Origin of the sequence: Winogradskyella sp. SYSU M77433, from assembly GCF_029911945.1 — a bacterium.
In the GTDB taxonomy this organism is placed as follows: Bacteria; Bacteroidota; Bacteroidia; order Flavobacteriales; family Flavobacteriaceae; genus Winogradskyella.
Genome location: NZ_JARYTG010000003.1, coordinates 53,834 through 75,172, shown reverse-complemented (window position 1 = coordinate 75,172; position 21,339 = coordinate 53,834). Strand labels below are relative to the sequence as shown.

The following is a 21,339-nucleotide window of genomic DNA, read 5'->3' as shown; positions in this document are numbered from 1 at the left end:
ATTGTTATGAGAAAAATCATGTAAAAAAGTGCTTTTCAGTATTGAAGCTATATGACAAAAATTCTAATTCGGTTTTTGTTTCTGTTAGAATAAAATTACATTAGCGTAAAATACACTTTGAATGGCAGGAAATACCTTCGGGAAATTATTTAAACTCACCACTTTTGGTGAATCGCACGGCAAAGCTATTGGTGGAATTATTGATGGCTGTCCTGCAGGAATTGAGTTGAATCTTGAAGCCATACAGCACGAATTAGATAGAAGAAAACCTGGACAATCCAAAATTGTTACACAACGAAAGGAACCTGATACAGTTGAGTTTTATTCTGGGATTTTTGAAGGGATTACAACCGGAACGCCTATAGGTTTTGTTATTCATAATACCAATCAAAAATCAAAAGATTATTCGCATATCAAGGATGTGTATCGTCCTAGTCATGCCGATTATACTTACGATAAAAAATACGGAGTTAGAGACTATAGAGGTGGAGGTCGAAGCTCAGCTCGTGAGACTGCAAGTAGAGTAGTGGCAGGTGCTATTGCTAAACAGATGTTGTCTTTAATAAAAATTAATGCATTTACGTCTTCTGTTGGTGATATTTTTATAGATAAGCCTTATCAAGATTTAGATTTCGATAAGATTGAATCTAATATTATCCGTTGTCCGGACGAAGTTTCTGCCGAAAAGATGATTGCTAAAGTACAAGAAGTAAAAAAACAAGGTGACACTATTGGAGGAACTATAACCTGCGTTTTGCAGAATGTTCCTGTTGGTTTGGGAGAACCTGTTTTTGATAAACTTCATGCTGAATTAGGAAAAGCGATGTTATCCATAAACGCCGTTAAAGGTTTTGAATATGGAAGTGGCTTTTGCGGTGCAAAAATGATGGGCAGTGAGCATAACGATAAGTTTAATGAAGACGGAACCACGCAAACCAATTTGTCTGGCGGAATTCAAGGAGGCATAAGCAATGGTATGGATATTTACTTTAGAGTTGCTTTTAAGCCTGTTGCTACCACATTGCAAAAACAGGAAACTATAAATAGCAAAGGTGAAACCGTTGAAATGCAAGGTAAAGGTAGACATGATCCTTGTGTGGTGCCAAGAGCTGTACCTATTGTAGAAGCTATGGCTGCTTTGGTTTTAGCAGATTACATATTACTCCGTAGGCAAGAGTCTAACGATTGGAAATAAACGATTAACTTAAGAGATTACCGCTTTTGCGGCAAATATTATGAAGAAACTAGCATTACACTGGAAAATAATTATAGGAATGGTTCTCGGTATCATTTGGGCTTTATTATCAAGTTCAATGGGCTGGAGTCAATTTACAATAAATTGGATTGATCCTTTCGGAACTATTTTTATCAACTTATTGAAGCTTATTGCTGTTCCTTTAGTGTTGTTTTCTATTATCAGTGGTGTTGCAAATATTGGTGATCCTTCAAGTTTGGGTAGAATGGGAGGAAAGACTTTAGGAATCTATCTGGTTACAACAGTTATGGCCATTTCTCTCGGCTTATTGCTTGTTAATATTGTAAAACCAGGTAAACTTATAGATGAACAAAGTAGAATTGATAATAGAATAAGTTATGAAATATGGGCAGATGCTGAAGGTTATGAAATAAAAGATGGAATCAATTATTTGAAAGATCCTGAATTTTTCGAACGTGCTCAAGAAATATCAGAATTATCAAAAAGTGAGCTTCAAGATGCTGCAGTTGCGGATAAAATGAAAACGGTAGATAAGCAAAAGCAAACCACACCGCTTCAACCTTTAATAGATATTGTTCCTAGTAACTTTTTCTATTCATTATCTAATAATGGATTAATGCTTCAAATAATATTCTTCGCTATATTTTTTGGTGTCTGTTTATTATTTATTCCTACTGAAAAATCAGCTCCTGTTTTAAATCTTGTTGATGGCATCAATGAAGTTTTTCTTAAAATGGTTGATGTTGTTATGCAAGCAGCACCTTTTTTTGTATTTGCTCTTTTAGCCGGAGTTGTGAGTAAAATGGCAGGCGACGACATTGGTAAAGTGGTTGAGATTTTTAAAGGTTTAAGTTGGTATTCTTTAACTGTTTTAGCAGGTTTGCTTTTAATGATTTTTGTGGCTTATCCTTTAATCCTAAAGCTTTTTGTAAAGAAAATACCTTACACAGGATTTTTTAAATCCATGAGTCCAGCACAAACCTTAGCTTTTTCAACTTCTAGTAGTGCTGCAACACTTCCGGTAACTATGGAGTGTGTAGAACAAAACCTAGGAGTCAATAAGAAAATTAGCAGTTTTGTTTTACCTATTGGTGCTACGGTAAATATGGATGGAACGAGTTTATATCAAGCTGTCGCAGTTATATTTTTGGCACAAATGCACATGATAGATTTAACCATTGGTCAACAAGTTACGGTTGTGTTAACAGCAACATTGGCATCTATAGGTTCTGCAGCTGTTCCTAGTGCAGGTTTAGTTATGCTTATTATTGTGTTAAGTTCGGTAGGTCTGAATCCTGCTTGGATAGCCATAATTTTTCCTGTAGATCGTATTTTGGATATGTTTAGAACTGTGGTTAATGTTACTGGAGATGCAACAGTATGCTCAATAATTGCAGATGGAGAAAACATGTTAGATTACAGTGAGCATGATAACCCTACACAAACTTTTGATTTAGATTCATAATTTTTATATCTTCAAATATTACTTTTTAAGATTGCAATAGTAACTAACCAAAATCATAACGAATGAATATTTGCTTTATAATGTATCCTTGGGAGCAAATCGATCCCGAAAACGACACTAGTTTAACACTCATAAAAGAGTGCGTAAAACGAGGTCATGGTGTAGCAATGTGTACACCAGCAAATCTTACCATTAGAAATAGTGTCACTAATGCATTTTGTAATGTTATTGGGAGAATGGAAAAAGTTCCGCCAACTTTAAAAGCATTCTATAATAAAGCAAAGCTTCGCGAAGAAATGTTGCCTTTAGCTGGTTTTGATGCTATTTTCTTTAGAGCAAATCCACCTTTAGATCCAATTATGCTCAACTTTTTGGATTCGGTAAAGGATGATGTTTTTATTGTGAATTCTTTACAAGGTATGCGTGAAGCAAATAACAAGCTTTACACTGCTGCTTTTGGTGATGCACATAGTAACATTATACCGAATACACACGTGTCTAAGAACAAAAGGTATTTAGTAAAACAGATTAAAGATTCTAAGGCAGACAAGATGATTATAAAACCATTAAATGGTTTTGGTGGTTCTGGTGTTATTCTTATTGAAAAATCGGCCATGAGCAATATCAACTCATTGTTAGATTTTTATATTTCTAATTCTGATGGTACGTCAAACTATGTTATTCTTCAAGATTATATTGAAGGAGCAGATCAAGGTGATGTTAGAATTTTAATGCTAAACGGTGAAGCGGTAGGTGCTATGAAACGTGTTCCTGGAACTGACGATCATCGCTCTAACGTATCTGCTGGAGGAAGTGTACAAAAGCACAATCTTACCAAAGCCGAAAAGGCATTATGTAAGCAAATAGGACCTAAATTGGTTAAGGATGGACTTTATTTTGTAGGTATTGATGTTATTGGCGGTAAATTGGTTGAGGTCAACGTGATGTCTCCTGGTGGAATAACTTATATCAATAAAGTGTATAAGAATAAAATTAAAGTTGAAGAAAAAGTTATCGACTTTTTAGAAAGCAAGGTTTTAGATCAACTTCAGGCTTTTGATAGACGTGCAAGATTACGAAAAACAGTTGATGAGGCTTAATTCATTATAGATGAATTCAATTCCATTTCAAACACCTCTTGTTTCTGTTCAATGGTTGAACGAAAACATCGATTTACCTGAATTAATTGTTTTAGATGCTACAATAAATAAATCCATCGATACATCTTCAGTAAGAATTCCACATGCAAGATTTTTTGACATAAAGCAAAAATTCAGCGATGTGTCAGCTCCTTTTCCAAGCACGTTACCTTCTAAAGAACAATTTGAACAAGAAGCTCAAAGTCTAGGAATCAACAAAAATTCAATTGTCGTAGTTTATGATGATAAAGGGATTTATTCTAGTGCTAGAGCTTGGTGGCTATTCAAAACGTTTGGATTTAAAACTGTTGCTGCTTTAGATGGAGGACTGCCAGAGTGGAAAGTGCAAGGTTATAAAATAGAATCCTACTCAACTGTAATTTTTGAAAAAGGAAATTTTAAAGCTGATTTTAATTCTTACTTAATGACAGATTTTAATGGTGTTGGTGAATTTTCTAAAAATAGTGATGCTCTAATTATAGATGCACGCTCCAGTGAGCGCTTCCAATGTAAAGTAGATGAACCTCGTGAAGGTTTGAGACGAGGCACTATTCCAAATTCAGTAAATTTACCTTACACGGACTTATTTGATGGTTATACATTGAAACCGGTTAACGAATTAAAGATTATTTTAGATCATATATTTAAAAAACAAACTACATTAGTATTTAGCTGTGGCTCTGGCATTACAGCCTGTATATTAGCATTAGCGGCTACTTTATGTGATTATAAAAATCTTGTGGTCTATGATGGATCATGGACAGAATATGGAACTTTAACCTAAGCATAAAATGAAAACAATTCACTGGACAAGGGATGAACTCGTAGCATATATTCTTTTGTTTGCTGCCAATTCTGACTTTAAAGAAGACAATCGTGAACGCAACATTATCATTAAGAAAGTGGACATGAATACCTTTCAAGAAATTCATGACGAATTTGATAATGATAACGATTATCAAGGTATTAAAAAGATAATGACGAGTTTAAAACAGCACAATTACGATAAGGACGATATTGAAGTATTATTGGCAGATATAAAAACGCTTTTCTTTTCAGATGGTAAATTCAATATTAATGAACGTAATATGCTTAAAAGTTTAGAACGCTTATTTAGTACGCTATAATGAATAAACTTAATACTTGGCTTTTAAAAAACACCTTTTGGATTTTACTTTATTTAGCGATTTCAGGTTTATTATTTCAATTTGTAGATATACTTAATTTTAAACAAGATAGTTTTATAAAGTGGATCTATTTATTTTTTGATTTTAGTTATTCAGACCTTAAGTTTTTTGATTTAGAAGTCTTTACTTTTAAACGTAATTTAGAAGGTGGTTCTTATTATTATATAAGTTACTTAGACATTGTATTTTATGTACTGTTTATAATTTCTGTAGTAGTATATAAATTATCAAACTATAGAGAAACAAAAGTGATTCAGTTTTGCCTAAGTGTTATCTCACTGTTTACAATCTTATCCTTTTTGTATCAAGTTTATGTATTGTTTATCTTTTTTGAAGTAAAAGGCTTTTTAGGAATACTGTTTTTATTAAAAGCAGTATTTATGTTTTATGTGTGTTATTTCTATCTAAAGACATGGAAGGCAGAGCTAGAATATATACAGTCCAAAGAAAATCAATTATCTGATTTCAAAACTTTCCAATTGAAACCAGCAAGTAAATGGAAAAGATTAGCACATCACATTATAGATATCTTTTTGATTTTAAGTATATTTTCTAAATATATTTTTGATTTCCATGTTAGTACTTTAATACAAGATTTTCAAAGTTTAGTTGGAGAGAACATTGCTGGTTGGATAGTCTTTTTTGTGTTCACCACAACGTACTACTTAATTTTTGAAGCCTTGTTTAAGGCAACACCCGCAAAATATTTAACACAAACCAGCGTGGTAAGTCTAGAAGAAAAACCGGTTAGTTTCTTAAATATTTTAAGGAGAACATTAAGCAGGAAGATTCCTTTTGAAGGATTTTCATTTTTAGGAAAAATAGGTTTGCACGATAGTTTATCAAAAACAACAGTTGCAGAGCAGGTGAAAGAACCTTCAAAATATAAAGTTTTCTATATAGTCTTTATAACCCTCTTTGTATTGTTTTTTTTGTATAAAATTCTTGTAGTGTTTCATTTTATTTACGGTTTCTAATGGAAAAGTTAAGTGTTCAACAAATTATAGAATGTATAAATAGCGAACAGTGTTTTCATGCTGTTGCTGAAGATTATTCCTTTACTTTAAAGATAGACGAATACGTACCTTATGCTTGTGCAGCAGTGCATGATGGTCATCAATTTAGAAAAGACCTTTGGGACAATTGTCTACATTCAGAATACGACAGATGGTATGAGGAAGATCCTGAGACTAAAAACATGATTATTTCGCATCCTATAGTCATTGCAGGATGTAATTCTAGATTTGAATATGATTTAAATCGTGATCCGGAAAATGCTGTTTTCGATACCGCTTGGGGAAAACAACTTTGGAAAAATCCATTACCAGAATTAGAGAAAGCTAAAAGTCTAAAAAAGCATCAGAGTTTTTACAACGTCGTGGAAACGCTTATATCTAAATTAGAAGAAAAATTTGGAGTCTGTGTAGTTTATGACATGCACAGTTATAACTGGAAACGCTGGGATAGAGAAGTGCCAACATGGAATTTAGGAACTTCTAATATTGACAACGATAGGTTTGGAGATGAAGTTGGACGTTGGAGAAGCTATTTGGAATCTATAAAATTTCCGCATAACATTAAGCAAACTGCAAAAGTCAATGATACCTTTCAAGGTAATGGATATTTCTTAAAATTTATTACCAATAACTTCAAGAATACCTTAGTTTTGGCAACCGAAATTGCAAAGGTGTATTGTGATGAATATCAACAGATCATTTATCCTGAAGTAGTTTCTACAGTAGAGGAACAACTTAAAATACTTTTGCCAAAGCATGCAGCAGAATTTTACAAAAATTTTAAAAACTAATGTCCCAAATTAAAGCAACGGATGAGTTTCATGATTTGTTTGATATTGATGCTAACCTCAATAGGTTGGTTAAAAATATTGAACTGCTTAATTACATTAACCCGTTAAATATAGCTTCAGAAAAAAAGAAATTTTATTCTTCAAAATATAACTACGAGCCAGAGTTTAAGTACCCAAAAATGCGATTTAACGGTTATAAATTGCATCGTTTATTTTTTTCACAACGATTAGAACGCATTGAAGATGATGATATCAGACAGCTTTATGAAGACATTATCTATGAATATTCTGGTTTAATTGAATGTATTGAAACTATTGGTCAAGGTCGTAAGTTTTATTTCAATAGTTTAAAAAGCTTTGGAACACCAACCGAAAAGGATATTGAAAACGCTAAGTTTATCTTACGTTTTGATGATTCTGAATTTAATGAGGAAATGCTTCCGATGTTTAGTGCTGAAGAAGCTAGAGCTTATTTTGATGAATTCTCTAAGCGTTATGATTTTGAATATAACATCAAAATATCGAATAATCTTTCTGCGGCAGCCATGGTGCTGAATAATACACAAACTTTAGTACTACGAAAAAGCCATAAATACAGTAAAAATCAATTAAAAGTATTGACAAATCATGAAATTGGTGTCCACATGGTAACCACATTCAACGGTTTGTCGCATCCACTAAAGGTGTTTTCTAACGGGTTTCCTAATAATGTAGAAACACAAGAAGGTTTAGCAGTTTATTCAGAATTTATGAGTAATTGCTTAACTATTGAGCGCTTAAAAGAGTTAGCTTTTAGAGTGATAGCTGTAGATAGTTTAAACAAGGGTTATGATTTTAGTGATACGTTTCATTTGCTACATAATCAGCATAAATTGAATAGAGATAAAGCATTTGCGATTACCTTACGCGTGCATAGAGGTGGTGGTTTTACCAAAGATCATCTTTACCTTTCAGGTTTAAGAAACGTTTATAAATACGCTAAAAAAGGAAAAGATTTAGGTGTGTTGTTAACAGGAAAAGTAAGTCAGGATTATATTCCAACCATAAAGAAAATGCAAAAGCTTGGTTTGGCTTTACCACCAAAGTATTTTACGGATGCTTATATTACAAATGATAATTCAAATCCAAATCTAGATTTTATTCTAAAAAGTTTAAAATAAATATTACGTCTGACCGACTCCGTTTGTCGAAATTTAGAAGAAGAATTTAAACTTAAATAAAAGCCTCAAAGCTTGATGTTTTATAACTTTCAGTGTAACTGAACTATTAAAAAGTTAGACATGCTTTTCTATAGAATTTGATTCATTCCCAGCTAACGGAAGCTAGGCTCAAACTGTCATTATCTTGCTTTGAGGCTTAGTTTTTTGTCATTCAGAGCGAATCGAAGAATCTTAAAAACCGAGTCGTTTTTTAGACTTCGATAGGTTCATTTTGAAAATATACTATAGATTAACCCGCTTATATTTTGGATATTTAATAGAATATGAATGTTTTACAGTTTCTGTTTCACCTGGTTTAAGGTTTAGTATCCATTTTAGGATCCCTTTTTCATCATCGTATTCTGAACTTCCTGTTTCAATATCATCTAGTTTTATGTCTTTATTTTGACTGATTGGAATGCGGTCATAAAGTGATAATTCAATATCAGATTGTTTATTGTTCTTAATTTCAATTTCGTAACCTTTGTAAATAACTTTATTGCTACCAATAAATGTGGTTTTCTTAAAATCGTTAAGCTGAGTACGCTTTACCACAATATTAGGGTCTACACCAAGAGAGATTGTTAGGCTATCTGTTGTAGCACTTGGGTTGATATTGGTTTTTCCAGAATAGCTTCCTTCAAAATAGACGTTAGCTTCAGCAGGAAGTAAATTGTATTGTTCCCAATTTCCAATTTTAGCTGTTAAGAAAACATTCTCATTAAGAACAGGTGCCGCAAAATAGTTGTAGTTAGCAGGCACATCAAATTTATCTATTTCAATAACCGTAACGTCTCCATCTGAAGGTATAGAATATTTTTTATTGATTTCAAAACGAGTGTTGGTGATTCCTGTTGCAACGGTATTTCCTAAGCAATTGATTTTACTTTCTGAACCGTTCTTTAATGTTACAACAACAACACCTTTGGCACCTCGATTCCCATATATCGATGTAGCACCTGCATCTTTTAAGACTTGTAAACTTTCTATATCATCAGTGCTAATTATATTAAACTTATCTGATGTAATAGGAATACCATCTACAATAAATAAAGGTTCATTATTACTGTCAATAGATCCTACACCTCTTAAATTAACTGTAGTATTACCACCTGGTTGACCATTTTTGTTAACTATATTTAATCCCGCTACCTGACCAGAAAGAGCTTGCGCAAATTTAGAGTTCGGTCTGTTTCCATTAGCAACAATTACAACTTCATCTAATGACTGTATATCCTCATTTAAACCCACATTCATAATACTAGAATGAATTGGCAGTTCTTCAGTCTGCATACCTACATAAGAATATACTAATGTGTTGCCTGAAGTAGTTTGCAAACTATAATTACCATCAAAATCGGTTTGCGTTCCATTAGAAGTGCCTTTTTCTATAATAGTTACACCAGGTAATGGTAAGCCATCAGTAGTAGAGGTAACAACCCCAGATACAGTTTTTACAAGTGGATTGTATTTGTAATTATAGCTTTTTGTAGCACGTTGCGATTGGTAATTACTATAGCGATTAATGAAATTGAGATATTTAGGATTGACTATAGGTTTAACATTATTTGTATTGGGATCGCTGGTAGATAGCACTAAATTCACGTTATCCCAATCACAACCAGAACTCTGATAAACATGGGCTTTATATTCAAGATTTAAAGGACTGTTTATTTTTTCTGCCTTTAAATCATAAATAGGAAACCAACCTGCATTTTTTATATTGTAACTGATGTTTAAATCTAATGTGGTATTGATGTCGCTATTGAGCTTAAGTGTTATTTCACCCGTTTGTATTTTTTCTTCAACGTTGAATTCAATAAGTTGTTTTCTTAAATCGTTTTGATTTTCTTCATGTTTAGCAATGTTCGCATTAGAGACGTTGATTGCTTTTTTAAGCTCTGTAATTCTAGTTCGATAATACGTTGCGAAGTTTTTTAATTGTTCTAGACTAACCACTTCGGTTTCATTGCCCAATCTTTTATTGCTTTGAATAAGGCTTATCTCTTCGTTATAACCAGCGATTAGCTCGTATTCACTTTCAATTTTAGTATCGAGAACTTTCATTTGGTCTTGCAACGCTGTTATAGAATCAGATTGTTTTTGCTTGGATAGATAATTAATTCCATAATTGATAGATAAAACAGAAGCATTTTTTAAGCCTGAAATTTGAATGCTACTTTCTTCAATGTGTGGTGAAAGCCCATTAAAAGTAAATTCAGTAGTCCCAGATTTAAGATTTATAGTCGATGTTCTATTGATTTCCGCTCCATCTAAATAAACTGTAACATCTGTTATATTACTTTTTTGCTGCCCTATTACTATTTGGGATATGATAAAGAATAAAAAGAGTAGTTGTTGGTTTTTCATGATGTCTTTAAATTTAGGTTTTATCCAAAACTATATGAGAATTTACCATTACTAAACTATAAATGAGTAACATGATTATATAGAGTAGTGAAGTCGGCTTATGAATTAGTTAAAAATGTAACTCATGGGTATTTTTTACATGTTAACATATTTTAACAGTTATAAATGACTTATATCGAATTTTTTATTTGAAGAAGGCAATCATTTATAAATTTGAACCAACAAAAATGTGCTATTAACCAATTCGTTAATATCCCTCTAAAGTAAACGAATTGAAATTAAATTTTTTGTTTAAAATTAGTTTTAAGTAAGTTGTTAATTTAGAAAAGCCCTTTTAAATTGTTTTAAAAGGGCTTTTTCTATTCTAAAAATTTAGACTTTAGTTCTGGTGTAGGAATCATACAAGATTCCTTTTTTCCATACCATTGATATCGGTTTTTGGCCACATAATCATAAACCCAATTTCTAATAAAAGTCGGTACAATAAAAAAGATAGTCATTAAATTATTTGGAAAACCTAAATGTTTAGCAACATGTAACGCTGCAGAAGATTTATATTTTAATGAGCTTTTCTTTGGATTGTAAAGCAAAATAGAATCTACTGCATCTGTATTTACACCAAAATGTGCAATAATTTCTTTACCAATAGCACTTTGTAGAGGTGCAAAAAGGAATTGGTCTTTTTTGTCTCTTTTTATAACATACAAAACACTGCTGTTACATAGATTACAGACTCCATCAAAAAGTATTAATTGTTTATCCTCAGGGACTTTAGCGTTCATACTATAAAGTTAAACTTTTTTAGCTTCCACCAATTCCAAAAGATCTAAGCTAACATTTGTTGTAAATAAGCCATAGTTTACTATAGCTTTTCCTTTTTCAATAGCGTCAATACTACCAACAGCTTTACCATCTTGCATACGTACTCTATCACCGATTTTTAAAGCTGGTTTAGGTGGCTCAGGTTTTTGTTGTTCTATTTTTTTAGCTTCTTTCTTCTTTTGTCTAATGACTTCAACCTTCTTTTCGGCTTCCTTTTTTATTTTGGTTTCCTTAGCTTTTTCAGCACGTTTTTGTTTTGCCGATATTTTTTTTCGTTTAGAATTTTCAATCTGAACTAAACGAAATAGTTCAGCCATAAGCTCTCGCTTTCTTTTGTTTTCAAAATATTTTTCAGAAAGATCATTAACTTTTTGGCCCAGATAAATTAAACGTTGATTACTGTCATATAATTCTTGAAAACTTTCTAGCTTCTTTTGAACTTTAGCATTGACTTCTTCAAGTTTATCAGCTTCAGACTGCTTTTTCTTTTCGTTTTCTTTTAGAGAGCGTTCGGTTTTTTCGAGCTTACTACGTTCTTTTTGAAGTTTAGCAATTGTAGCATCAAATCGTACTTTACCGCGTTCAATTTTCTTTTTTGATTTGTTGATTAAACTATAAGGAATGCCGTTTTTTTGTGCGACTTCAAAAGTAAAAGAACTACCAGCTTGTCCTGTTACCAATTTGTACATGGGCTCTAAGCTTTTTTCGTTAAAAAGCATATTGGCGTTTTGCATATGAGGCAGCTCATTTGCTAAAAGTTTTAAATTGGAGTAGTGGGTTGTGATAATACCAAAAGCACCACGTTCGTAAAAGACCTCTAAAAATGTTTCTGCCAAAGCACCACCTAGTTCAGGATCACTACCTGTACCAAACTCATCAATTAAGAACAATGTTTTGTTATTACATTTTCTTAAGAAATAATTCATCTGTTTTAGACGATAGCTGTAGGTACTTAAATGGTTTTCTATAGATTGATTATCGCCAATATCGCTTAGTACTCTATCAAAAATACAGACCTTACTGCGCTCATGGACAGGAATAAGCATACCACTTTGTAACATAGTTTGTAATAAGCCAACCGTTTTTAAGGTGATACTTTTTCCACCAGCGTTAGGTCCAGAGATTACTATAATGCGGCTTTCTTTATCTAGAGCAATAGTTTGAGGATAGGTGTCTTCGTTTTTTGCTTTATTGTTTAGATAAAGTAGTGGGTGATACGCATCTCGTAAAAATAAACGACGTTCTTCTGAGATTTCAGGTAGAATAGCATCCATGCGATTAGCGTATTTTGCTTTTGCTGAAATGATATCTATTTGGGTTAAAAACTCTTGATAGGTTTTTAAAAGTGGTGAGAATAGACGAATGAAGTCTGTGAGTTCTTTTAGAATTTTAATAACTTCTTCCTTTTCTTCATATTCTAAATTATTAAGCTCTCTAGAATATTGTAAGGTCGTTTCCGGTTCTATATAGACAATACTACCTGTTTTGCTACCTCCCATTATAGCACCTCTCACTTTTCTACGATACATAGCTTTTACAGCTAAAACACGTTTGTTATCTACAACAGACTCGCGGATATCGTCAAGATAATCTAGATTGTGATAAGTGTTTAGTGCAGAGGTGAAGCTACTATTAATCTTTGTTTTGAGTTGATTTATTGATTTTCTTAACTCTGAAAGTGTAGGTGAAGCATCATCCTTTATCTCACCAAATCGATCAACAACTGCATCTACTTGATCTATGAGAGCAGTAGTAACCTCAATGGAATTACTTTGTTGGTAGAGGTTAGGATAGTATTCTTCAAACTTTTTTAGAAATTTTAAAATAGAATTAACAGTAAGAGAAATACTCACTAATTTTTGTAAGCTTGGAACTTCAAGATAAGTGTTTTCAATCTTTAACAGTTTTAGCTCTTTGGTTATTGCATCAAATCCATGATTGGGAATTCTATTTTCATTTTGAAATGATGACAGATATTCATTAACATATTTCAATTCAAGTTGAATTTGCTCTACGGTAGGAAATGGTAGAATGCCCAAAGCAGCATCCCTACCTAATTCGGTAGAACAATGTTCGCTAACTTGTTTTAAAACTGTAAAAAACTCTAAATCCTTTAAGGTTTTTTCATGAATGTTTATCATCTATCGCTTTCGTATTTTGAGATGCAAATTTAAGTTAATTGTTAGGATATGCCTAATGCAGATCTCTTAAGTTATAATTAACGTTTTTATACTTTTTACATTACTTCTATAATTGCTATTTTTGATAAATTTTAATGGAGTAATGAACGTAGATATTCACCAAAGCTGGAAACCCTATTTAGAACCTGAATTCAATAAACCTTATTTTAAAACTTTAGTTGAATTTGTAAAACAAGAGTATAACACCCACAAATGCTTTCCTAAAGGTTCAGAGATATTTAATGCGTTTAACCATTGTCATTTTGGTGATGTTAAAGTTGTTATTATAGGACAAGATCCTTATCATGGCATCGGTCAAGCTAATGGGCTTTGCTTCTCAGTAAATGAAGGGATTGCTCATCCGCCATCTTTAATTAATATCTTCAAAGAAATAGAACAAGACTTGGGTGTAACTTATCCTAAAAGTGGAAATCTTGAGCCTTGGGCAGATCAAGGCGTATTATTGTTAAATGCAACTTTGACTGTAAGAGCACATCAAGCAGGAAGTCATCAAAATAAGGGCTGGGAGCAATTTACAGATGCTGTTATTAAGCTTATTAGTGATAACAGAAATAATGTAGTTTTCTTGCTTTGGGGAGGATTTGCTAAAAAGAAGAAAAAATTAGTTGATACAGAGAAACATTTTGTTTTGGAAACAGGTCATCCTTCACCTTTGAGTGCCAATAGAGGTTATTGGTTTGGTAATAAGCATTTTAGTAAAACTAACTCCCTGTTGGAGCAAGTTGGCCAGTCTGCAATTGAGTGGAAACTACAGTAGTTGGTTTCTTCTGTTTAATAACTCGAGGCTTCTTATTCTTAACTACTTTAGAAGTTTTGTTACAACTAAAGATTAACAATAAAAAATTAAGAGCAACTAAGGAGGATAGGACCAATATAATTGTAATGACCATAGATTGATGAGTTGATTTACTTTAACATAGCTATAACAAATTTAAATAAAAAATTGACATCCTGAAAGTTATAGCTGAAAACCACCCAATTTTAACAGTTATATAATTTGTAAAACCTTTAGGAAACACTAATAACACTATTGTTACTCTAAGTTTTTAGAGCAATTCTAAATTTCATGAACCAAATCCGAATAACCAATCTTTTCTGGAATAATATTTAAATCAAAAAGTTGATTTTGGATGTTTTTTATCGTTTTCTTATCTATTACGGTTTGTGACCATTCGGTTAACGACAACCACTCTTTAACGTCTTCTATTTCTTGCTCGTAACGGTTAGCAATGGTTTTGTCAATGCTAGGAATAGATTTAAAATCTGCTGTGGTATTATTGATAATGTCTAAAATAACTTTAAGGTCATCTTCACTATTATCTATAAATTCTTGTCTAACAGCAATAACAAAACAAGGCCAAGGAGAAGGGCAGTTACCAATTCTTCTAAATGTACCATCGTCTACCAAAGGTTTAGTGGTAAATTTCTCCCACATGAAGTAGTCAGCGTCTTCTTCTGTTAACCCTTTAACAGCTCCATCGAGATTTTTGATGACTTCAAATTTTAAATCCTTTTCTAAATCCCAATCGTTATTTTTTGCATTGACGTAAGCCATAAGGTGAGAGCCGGAACCATATCTGCTTATGGCAGCTCTAGTGCCTTTAATATCATCAATAGTATTGAATTTTGAATTATTAGCAACATGAATCCCCCAAATTAAAGGACTCTCAACAAAAGTTTGAACGATTTTTGATGGGTTGCCATCTATTATATCTGCTATAATTCCTTCGGTTAAAATTACTGCTATATCAATATCTCCATTACGCAAACCTTTACACATTTCGCCTGTTCCTCCATAATAATCATGCCAGCGTAGGTTAATGTCTTCTGCTTTATATTCACCATTCTTTAGTGTTAAGTACCATGCTAAATTAAAGTGCTCTGGTACACCACCAATATTTACTTTTTTCATTGTGCTGAATTTCTTTTAGTGCTTTCCGTGAAAGTGGAATAACACTATATGTTTACTATGCGTTCTAGCGCATATACAATTAATTTTTCTACTGTTTTCTTTGGGTCTTTGCTAAAATCGCCAGTAGCTCTATTAGCAATTATAGCATTCAGAGATAATGCTTCGTGCCCTAGTAATTTTGAAAGTCCATATATTACAGAGGTTTCCATTTCAAAATTGGTGATTCTAAAGTCTTTGTAATTAAAATTGTCTAATTTAGAATTTAAATCAGGATCATGAAGTGGTAATCTTAAGACGCGTCCTTGAGGTCCATAGAAACCACCAGCTGTACCTGTCATACCTTTGAATATTTTATCACTTTCAAAATATTTTTCAAGATACTTACTATTATTTATGATAATAGGACGTGCTTTATTTTTGTCCCAATTAGTATGCGTTATAAAAGCATCTTCAATTTCGGGATTACTAATACCTTCTATTTGATAAAAGTGAAGCATACCGTTAACATCAAGTCCATGTGTGCTTAGTAAAAATGCATCAACTGGAATATCTTGCTGCAAAGAACCAGAAGTTCCTATTCTAATGATATTTAAACTTGTGAGTTCAGTTTTTGGTTTTCTGGTTTTAAGATCTATATTAACTAAAGCATCTAATTCGTTGAGAACAATATCAATATTATCAGGTCCTATACCTGTTGAAATTACAGTAATTCTTCGGTCTTTATAATATCCTGTTTGTGTTTTGAATTCTCTTTTTTGTGTACTGAATTCAATACTATCAAAATGTTTTGTAATCTTTTCAACTCTATCCTGATCTCCAACAAAAATTATAGTGTCTGAAATATCTTGAGGCTTCAAATTGAGATGATAAACACTTCCATTAGGATTTAATATTAATTCTGAATCTTTAATTGGCATTTACGATAGTTTTTACAAGTTTATTTTGCTCTATACTGAATTGATATTCCAAACGATTTACTCCACCGTAATACATATCATTATTAATCTCAGAAGCATAATTGTGTCTATTAAAAAGAGCTTCATGTCCTTTTCTATTTAACATCAATCCATTTTGTGTTATATCATAAAATATGGATAGCTTTTCTATAATGCGATGAAATTGTGTATCGCCGAAACCATAATAGCCTTGATAGTTTAAAGCATATCCTAATAAATGATGAACAGATTTTATATCATTTTCTTTTATGATTTTAAGAATATTTTGTTCTATGATTCCTAAACCATTGTTTTGATATGGAAAACGCTGCAAATGTGCCTTTAGGCAGTTACTCATGTACTTAAAACTAGATTCTTTGACGATGTAAGGTTTTAAAATGTTGTGATCTTTGCCACAATAAGTTCTCCATAAAGCAATGGCTAAATCAATATCGTCTTTTGTCAACCGTATTTTATTCTTGTAGTGACTTTTTAATTGTGCAGGACTTAATTCTGGTAAACCTTTTAAGCTTTTTTCACCTTCAACGCGTCCGCTACAAATAAGATATAGAGGTTTTTTTATTTCTTTTTGATGAATTAAATTGATAACGCCTAGAAGATTGATGTGACAGAACAAGTCATATTCAAACCATAGGTTGATTTCATCGTATTTTTCGACTTTATCCAACTTTGATAATTCTCTTATAAGAGCTGATCTATCGACTTCAATATCATAATATTTCTTCAAGAATTTGGTTCTAATATTGAAGAATTCATCTGAATTTATAGCTGGAATTGTAGGACCTTCACATAGCATTTCTTGCCATGTTAAAATATCCTCTTTAAAGTCTAATTCTCTTAGGTAATCTGTTAAAGCACTACCATTTGTAATATGCAAACAATTTTCACTCATATATTAACCACCAACACGTTTTACGTTAAACCCTTTTTCTTTTAAAATAGCCATGATTTTATCTCTATAATCCCCTTGAATGATGATTTTATCATCTTTAAAACTTCCACCAACACTAAGTTGAGTTTTTAAATCCTTGGCTAATTTTTTGAAATCTTCTGCGGCTCCATTATAGCCTTCTAAAATGGTAATTGGTTTGCCTTTGCGCTTTTCGTATTTGCAAATAATTGGGTCGTCTTGCAACCATATATCACTTTGTTCTTCCTTTTCTTCAGAAGGTTCAGGAACATGATCTGGGAATAGGTTTTTTAATTGGTCCTGTAAATCCATTTGTGTTCAATTATTAGTTTTCAGTCTTCAGTATTTAGCACTTTCTCTTAATGCACTGCTTACTGAGGACTATGAACGGCTAACTATTTTTTTATAAGTCCAAGTTCAATTAAACGCTCAGTTAAAAATTCACCAGCAGTAATATCGCTATAAAGTTTAGGATTGTCCTCATCTACACAGCTTTCTAAAACATCTAGCTTCATTTCGCTGATAGGATGCATAAAGAAAGGTATAGAGTAACGAGAAGTACCCCAAAGTTCACGAGGTGGATTAATAACTCTATGGATTGTAGATTTTAATTTATTGTTGGTGTGTCTAGATAGCATATCTCCAACATTTATCATTAATTCGTCTGGTTCAGCAATAGCGTCTACCCATTCACCATCATGGCGTTGCACTTGTAAGCCACGTCCTTGAGCACCCATTAAAAGTGTTATTAAATTAATATCACCATGCGCTGCAGCTCTAACAGCATTTTTAGGTTCTTGGGTAATTGGAGGATAGTGGATTGGTCTTAAAATTGAGTTACCATTATGAATGTAATTATCAAAATAAGTTTCTTCTAAACCTAAATATAAAGCTAAAGCTCGTAAAACATATTTTGCTGTTTTTTCAAGCATTTGATAGGTTTCTTTACCTACTTTATTGAATTCTGGTAATTCTTTTACTTCAACATTTTCAGGATATTCTTTTCTACGCTCTTCATCATCTTCTACATATTGCCCAAAGTGCCAAAACTCCTTTAAATCTCCCTCTTTTTTACCTTTAGCACTTTCTTTTCCAAAAGACACATAACCACGTTGACCACCAATTCCAGGGATTTCATAATTTTCTTTGGTTTCTAACGGTAGGTTAAAAAAGTTTTTCACCTCTCCATAAAGTCTATCTACTAGTTCATCATTCAAAAAATGACCTTTTAAAGCTACAAAACCTATATCTTCATAAGCTTTTCCTATTTCATCTATAAATTTTTGCTTTCTTTTAGGATCGTCAGAGATGAAATCCTTTAAATCTACACTAGGTATTCTATCCATTGGATTTGTTTTTGTTTTTTTAGACAATATACAAAGGTAATTAAAATAGCGCTAAAAATATTAGGTCGGATTTATATACAATTTAGAGTCTGTTCTACATTATTGAAGCAATTTTATTTACATTTGAAACTTTACAGAAAGAATATTCTATGCCTACAATTACAAAAAGCAATATAGATTACGATAAGAGAAATTTGACAGATAAGAGCTTATTAAAGCTTTATTACAATATGTTGAAACCGAGACTTATTGAAGAAAAAATGCTCATTCTTTTACGTCAAGGTAAAATTTCTAAATGGTTCTCTGGTATTGGGCAAGAAGCCATTTCTGTAGGTGTTACAATGGCTCTAAAACCTAGCGAATATATTCTGCCAATGCATAGAAATCTTGGAGTTTTTACAACAAGAGAAATTCCTTTACATAGATTGTTTTGTCAGTGGCAAGGCAAGGCTAGTGGCTTTACGAAAGGACGTGATCGGTCTTTCCATTTCGGGACTCAAGAATATAACATTGTTGGTATGATATCGCATTTAGGACCTCAATTAGGAGTTGCTGATGGTATCGCACTAGCTAATATTTTAAAAAACAATGGTCAGGTTACAGCTGTTTTTACAGGAGAAGGAGGTACAAGTGAAGGAGATTTTCATGAAGCGTTAAATGTTGCTTCAGTATGGCAATTACCTGTGCTCTTTTGTATAGAAAATAATGGTTATGGTCTTTCCACTCCAACTAATGAGCAATACAACTGTAGGCATTTGGCCGATAGAGGTAGAGGTTATGGTATAGAATCTTTTGTATTGGATGGAAATAACATCATAGAAACTTACACTAAGGTTAAAAAACTAGTTGAAAGTATTAGAAAACGTCCTAGACCAATTTTGATAGAATTCGAAACTTTTAGAAGACGAGGACATGAAGAGGCGAGTGGTACAAAATATGTTCCTGAGGACTTAATGCAAGAATGGGAAGCTAAAGATCCTATTGAGAATTACCGTAGTTATTTATTCAGTAAAAAAGTGCTTAATACTGAAATTGATGAGCAATATATTTCTGATATAAAGGCTGAAATTGATACAGCTTTGGAGTCTGCATTTGCAGAATCAGATATAATTCCTAATGAAACTATTGAGTTAAGTGACGTTTATAAACCATTTGATTATAAGGATTATAAGCCAAATAGTACTACAAATGAAATAAGATTGGTAGATGCTGTTTCTGAAGGTTTAAAACAATCTATGGAAAAGCATAAAGACTTAGTGATAATGGGACAGGATATTGCTGAATATGGTGGTGTTTTTAAAGTCACAGAAGGTTTTGTTAATCGCTTTGGTAAAGAACGTGTACGCAATACACCAATATGCGAATCCGCTATTGTTGAAGTTGGAATGGGATTGTCTATTTCAGGAATGAAAGCAGTTGTAGAAATGCAATTTGCTGATTTTGTGACTTCTGGTTTTAATCCTATCGTAAATTATTTGGCAAAATCTCATTACAGATGGCAACAGCAGGCTGATGTTGTGGTACGGATGCCTTGTGGTGCAGGTGTTGCTGCAGGTCCATTTCACTCTCAGACCAATGAAGCTTGGTTTACAAAAACACCTGGTCTTAAAGTCGTTTATCCAGCTTTTCCATATGACGCAAAGGGACTATTAGCAACAGCTATTAATGATCCTAATCCAGTGCTATTTTTTGAGCACAAGGCGCTCTATAGAAGTATAAAACAAGAAGTTCCTACGGATTATTATACGCTTCCGTTTGGAAAAGCATCATTATTAAAAGAAGGAAATCAAGTTTCTATTATTACCTATGGATCTGGTGTACATTGGGCTTTAGAAACTTTAGGAAACAATCTGTCAGTTTCAGCAGATTTAATTGATTTAAGAACTCTAAATCCTTTAGATAAAGAAACCATTTTCAATTCGGTAAAGAAAACAGGTAGAGCTATTATTCTTCAAGAGGATTCTATGTTTGGTGGAATTGCAAGTGATATATCAGCTATGCTTATGGAGGAATGTTTTCAATATCTAGACGCACCTGTTAAGCGTGTTGCAAGTATGGATACACCTATTCCATTTATAAATCAGCTTGAAAATCAGTATTTAGCCAAAGGTAAGTTTGAATCTGCACTGAAAGAACTACTTTCTTACTAATTTTTAAAATCACAAAACGTGTCTAATTGTCATTATAATAGCTTGTTATGATGAAATTTTGACATGTGTTTTATCTTTGATTCTGCCAATTTTTGTGATGGCATTTTTTTTGAATAGTACTGGGAAAATTGATGTTTAATTTAAAATATAAAACTAATGAGCAATTTAATCCCAACTGTTAAGAGAAATGGTAGTGATAGAAATTCTAAATTAGGTTTTAGAACATTACCAAGCATATCATCATGGATGGATGATATAATTAACGAAAACTTTGGAAATGAATTTTTATCTAACTTCAATACTGGTATTACGTTACCAGCAGTGAATGTTTTAGATAATGACAATGAATATGTGGTAGAAATGGCCATACCTGGAATGAAAAAATCTGATTTCAATATCAATGTTGAAAATGATGTTTTATCAATATCAGCAGAATCCAATATCGAAGAAGAAGAGACTAAAGAAAATTATACAAGACGTGAATTTGGCTATTCTTCATTCAAACGAACATTTTCATTACCTAAAACTGTAGAAACAGATAAAATTGAAGCTAAGTACGAAGACGGTTTACTAAATGTAGTTTTACCTAAACGTGATGAGGCTAAGAAAAAACCTTTAAAACAAATTGAAGTTTCATAATTAATATGTTTTAAAGATTG

At 32.4% G+C, this 21,339-nt stretch carries 19 protein-coding genes; 11 read left to right on the top strand and 8 right to left on the bottom strand.

Annotated elements, in window-relative coordinates:
- Positions 1 to 121 precede the first annotated feature (121 nt).
- The 8 genes from aroC (at position 122) to QGM60_RS06290 (ending at position 7,974) form a co-directional block, all read left to right on the top strand.
- Positions 122 to 1,195: a chorismate synthase gene (gene aroC, locus QGM60_RS06325; protein ID WP_281139395.1), complete on the top strand. Its 1,074-nt coding sequence runs from the start codon at positions 122 to 124 to the stop codon at positions 1,193 to 1,195.
- Positions 1,196 to 1,235: 40 nt separating this feature from the next.
- The gene (locus QGM60_RS06320) at positions 1,236 to 2,681 is read left to right on the top strand and encodes a dicarboxylate/amino acid:cation symporter (RefSeq protein ID WP_281139394.1); all 1,446 of its coding nucleotides are present in this window, start codon (positions 1,236 to 1,238) and stop codon (positions 2,679 to 2,681) included.
- 62 nt (positions 2,682 to 2,743) lie between these two features.
- Positions 2,744 to 3,781 (top strand): glutathione synthase, encoded by a 1,038-nt coding sequence (gene gshB / locus QGM60_RS06315; RefSeq protein ID WP_281139393.1) that lies wholly within the window; start codon positions 2,744 to 2,746, stop codon positions 3,779 to 3,781.
- A 10-nt stretch (positions 3,782 to 3,791) separates the two neighbouring features.
- Complete coding sequence (locus QGM60_RS06310; protein ID WP_281139392.1) at positions 3,792 to 4,604, top strand: sulfurtransferase; 813 nt, start codon at positions 3,792 to 3,794, stop codon at positions 4,602 to 4,604.
- Positions 4,605 to 4,611: 7 nt separating this feature from the next.
- Entirely contained in the window at positions 4,612 to 4,947 is a 336-nt protein-coding gene (locus tag QGM60_RS06305; protein ID WP_281139391.1) for a hypothetical protein, read from the top strand.
- Positions 4,947 to 5,984, top strand: coding sequence for an RDD family protein (locus QGM60_RS06300; protein ID WP_281139390.1), 1,038 nt, complete (start codon positions 4,947 to 4,949; stop codon positions 5,982 to 5,984). Before QGM60_RS06305 ends, QGM60_RS06300 begins: the two co-directional genes overlap by 1 nt.
- Positions 5,984 to 6,814: an N-formylglutamate amidohydrolase gene (locus tag QGM60_RS06295; RefSeq protein ID WP_281139389.1), complete on the top strand. Its 831-nt coding sequence runs from the start codon at positions 5,984 to 5,986 to the stop codon at positions 6,812 to 6,814. Before QGM60_RS06300 ends, QGM60_RS06295 begins: the two co-directional genes overlap by 1 nt.
- The gene (locus QGM60_RS06290) at positions 6,814 to 7,974 is read left to right on the top strand and encodes a flavohemoglobin expression-modulating QEGLA motif protein (protein WP_281139388.1); all 1,161 of its coding nucleotides are present in this window, start codon (positions 6,814 to 6,816) and stop codon (positions 7,972 to 7,974) included. The genes QGM60_RS06295 and QGM60_RS06290 overlap by 1 nt, the downstream gene beginning before the upstream one ends.
- Positions 7,975 to 8,256: 282 nt before the next feature.
- Here the strand turns inward: QGM60_RS06290 and QGM60_RS06285 are convergent, their stop codons facing one another.
- The 3 genes from QGM60_RS06285 to QGM60_RS06275 form a co-directional block, all read right to left on the bottom strand.
- Positions 8,257 to 10,383: a mucoidy inhibitor MuiA family protein gene (locus QGM60_RS06285; RefSeq protein ID WP_281139387.1), complete on the bottom strand. Its 2,127-nt coding sequence runs from the start codon at positions 10,381 to 10,383 to the stop codon at positions 8,257 to 8,259.
- Positions 10,384 to 10,742: 359 nt separating this feature from the next.
- Positions 10,743 to 11,165: a DCC1-like thiol-disulfide oxidoreductase family protein gene (locus QGM60_RS06280; RefSeq protein WP_281139386.1), complete on the bottom strand. Its 423-nt coding sequence runs from the start codon at positions 11,163 to 11,165 to the stop codon at positions 10,743 to 10,745.
- Positions 11,166 to 11,174: 9 nt separating this feature from the next.
- Entirely contained in the window at positions 11,175 to 13,346 is a 2,172-nt protein-coding gene (locus QGM60_RS06275) for a DNA mismatch repair protein MutS (protein WP_281139385.1), read from the bottom strand.
- A gap of 142 nt (positions 13,347 to 13,488) precedes the next feature.
- On the opposite strand from QGM60_RS06275, the gene QGM60_RS06270 reads away from it, so the two are divergent.
- The gene (locus QGM60_RS06270; RefSeq protein ID WP_281139384.1) at positions 13,489 to 14,163 is read left to right on the top strand and encodes a uracil-DNA glycosylase; all 675 of its coding nucleotides are present in this window, start codon (positions 13,489 to 13,491) and stop codon (positions 14,161 to 14,163) included.
- Between the two features lie 300 nt (positions 14,164 to 14,463).
- Here QGM60_RS06270 and QGM60_RS06265 read toward each other — a convergent pair whose 3' ends face one another.
- From QGM60_RS06265 to QGM60_RS06245, 5 genes are all read right to left on the bottom strand, one after another.
- A complete protein-coding gene (locus QGM60_RS06265; protein ID WP_281139383.1) occupies positions 14,464 to 15,318 on the bottom strand; it encodes a substrate-binding domain-containing protein in 855 nt (284 codons plus the stop codon).
- A 44-nt stretch (positions 15,319 to 15,362) separates the two neighbouring features.
- Positions 15,363 to 16,235: a nucleoside phosphorylase gene (locus QGM60_RS06260; protein ID WP_281139382.1), complete on the bottom strand. Its 873-nt coding sequence runs from the start codon at positions 16,233 to 16,235 to the stop codon at positions 15,363 to 15,365.
- Positions 16,225 to 17,166, bottom strand: a complete 942-nt coding sequence (locus QGM60_RS06255; protein WP_281139381.1) for a DUF1835 domain-containing protein — start codon at positions 17,164 to 17,166, stop codon at positions 16,225 to 16,227. Before QGM60_RS06255 ends, QGM60_RS06260 begins: the two co-directional genes overlap by 11 nt.
- Positions 17,167 to 17,169: 3 nt before the next feature.
- Entirely contained in the window at positions 17,170 to 17,496 is a 327-nt protein-coding gene (locus tag QGM60_RS06250; RefSeq protein WP_281139380.1) for a translation initiation factor, read from the bottom strand.
- Positions 17,497 to 17,579: 83 nt separating this feature from the next.
- Entirely contained in the window at positions 17,580 to 18,530 is a 951-nt protein-coding gene (locus tag QGM60_RS06245) for a 2-oxoglutarate and iron-dependent oxygenase domain-containing protein (protein ID WP_281139379.1), read from the bottom strand.
- A gap of 149 nt (positions 18,531 to 18,679) precedes the next feature.
- Here QGM60_RS06245 and QGM60_RS06240 point away from each other — a divergent pair, with 149 nt between their 5' ends.
- Positions 18,680 to 20,680, top strand: coding sequence for a dehydrogenase E1 component subunit alpha/beta (locus QGM60_RS06240; RefSeq protein ID WP_281139378.1), 2,001 nt, complete (start codon positions 18,680 to 18,682; stop codon positions 20,678 to 20,680).
- 156 nt (positions 20,681 to 20,836) lie between these two features.
- Positions 20,837 to 21,319 (top strand): Hsp20/alpha crystallin family protein, encoded by a 483-nt coding sequence (locus QGM60_RS06235; RefSeq protein WP_281139377.1) that lies wholly within the window; start codon positions 20,837 to 20,839, stop codon positions 21,317 to 21,319.
- Positions 21,320 to 21,339 lie beyond the last annotated feature (20 nt).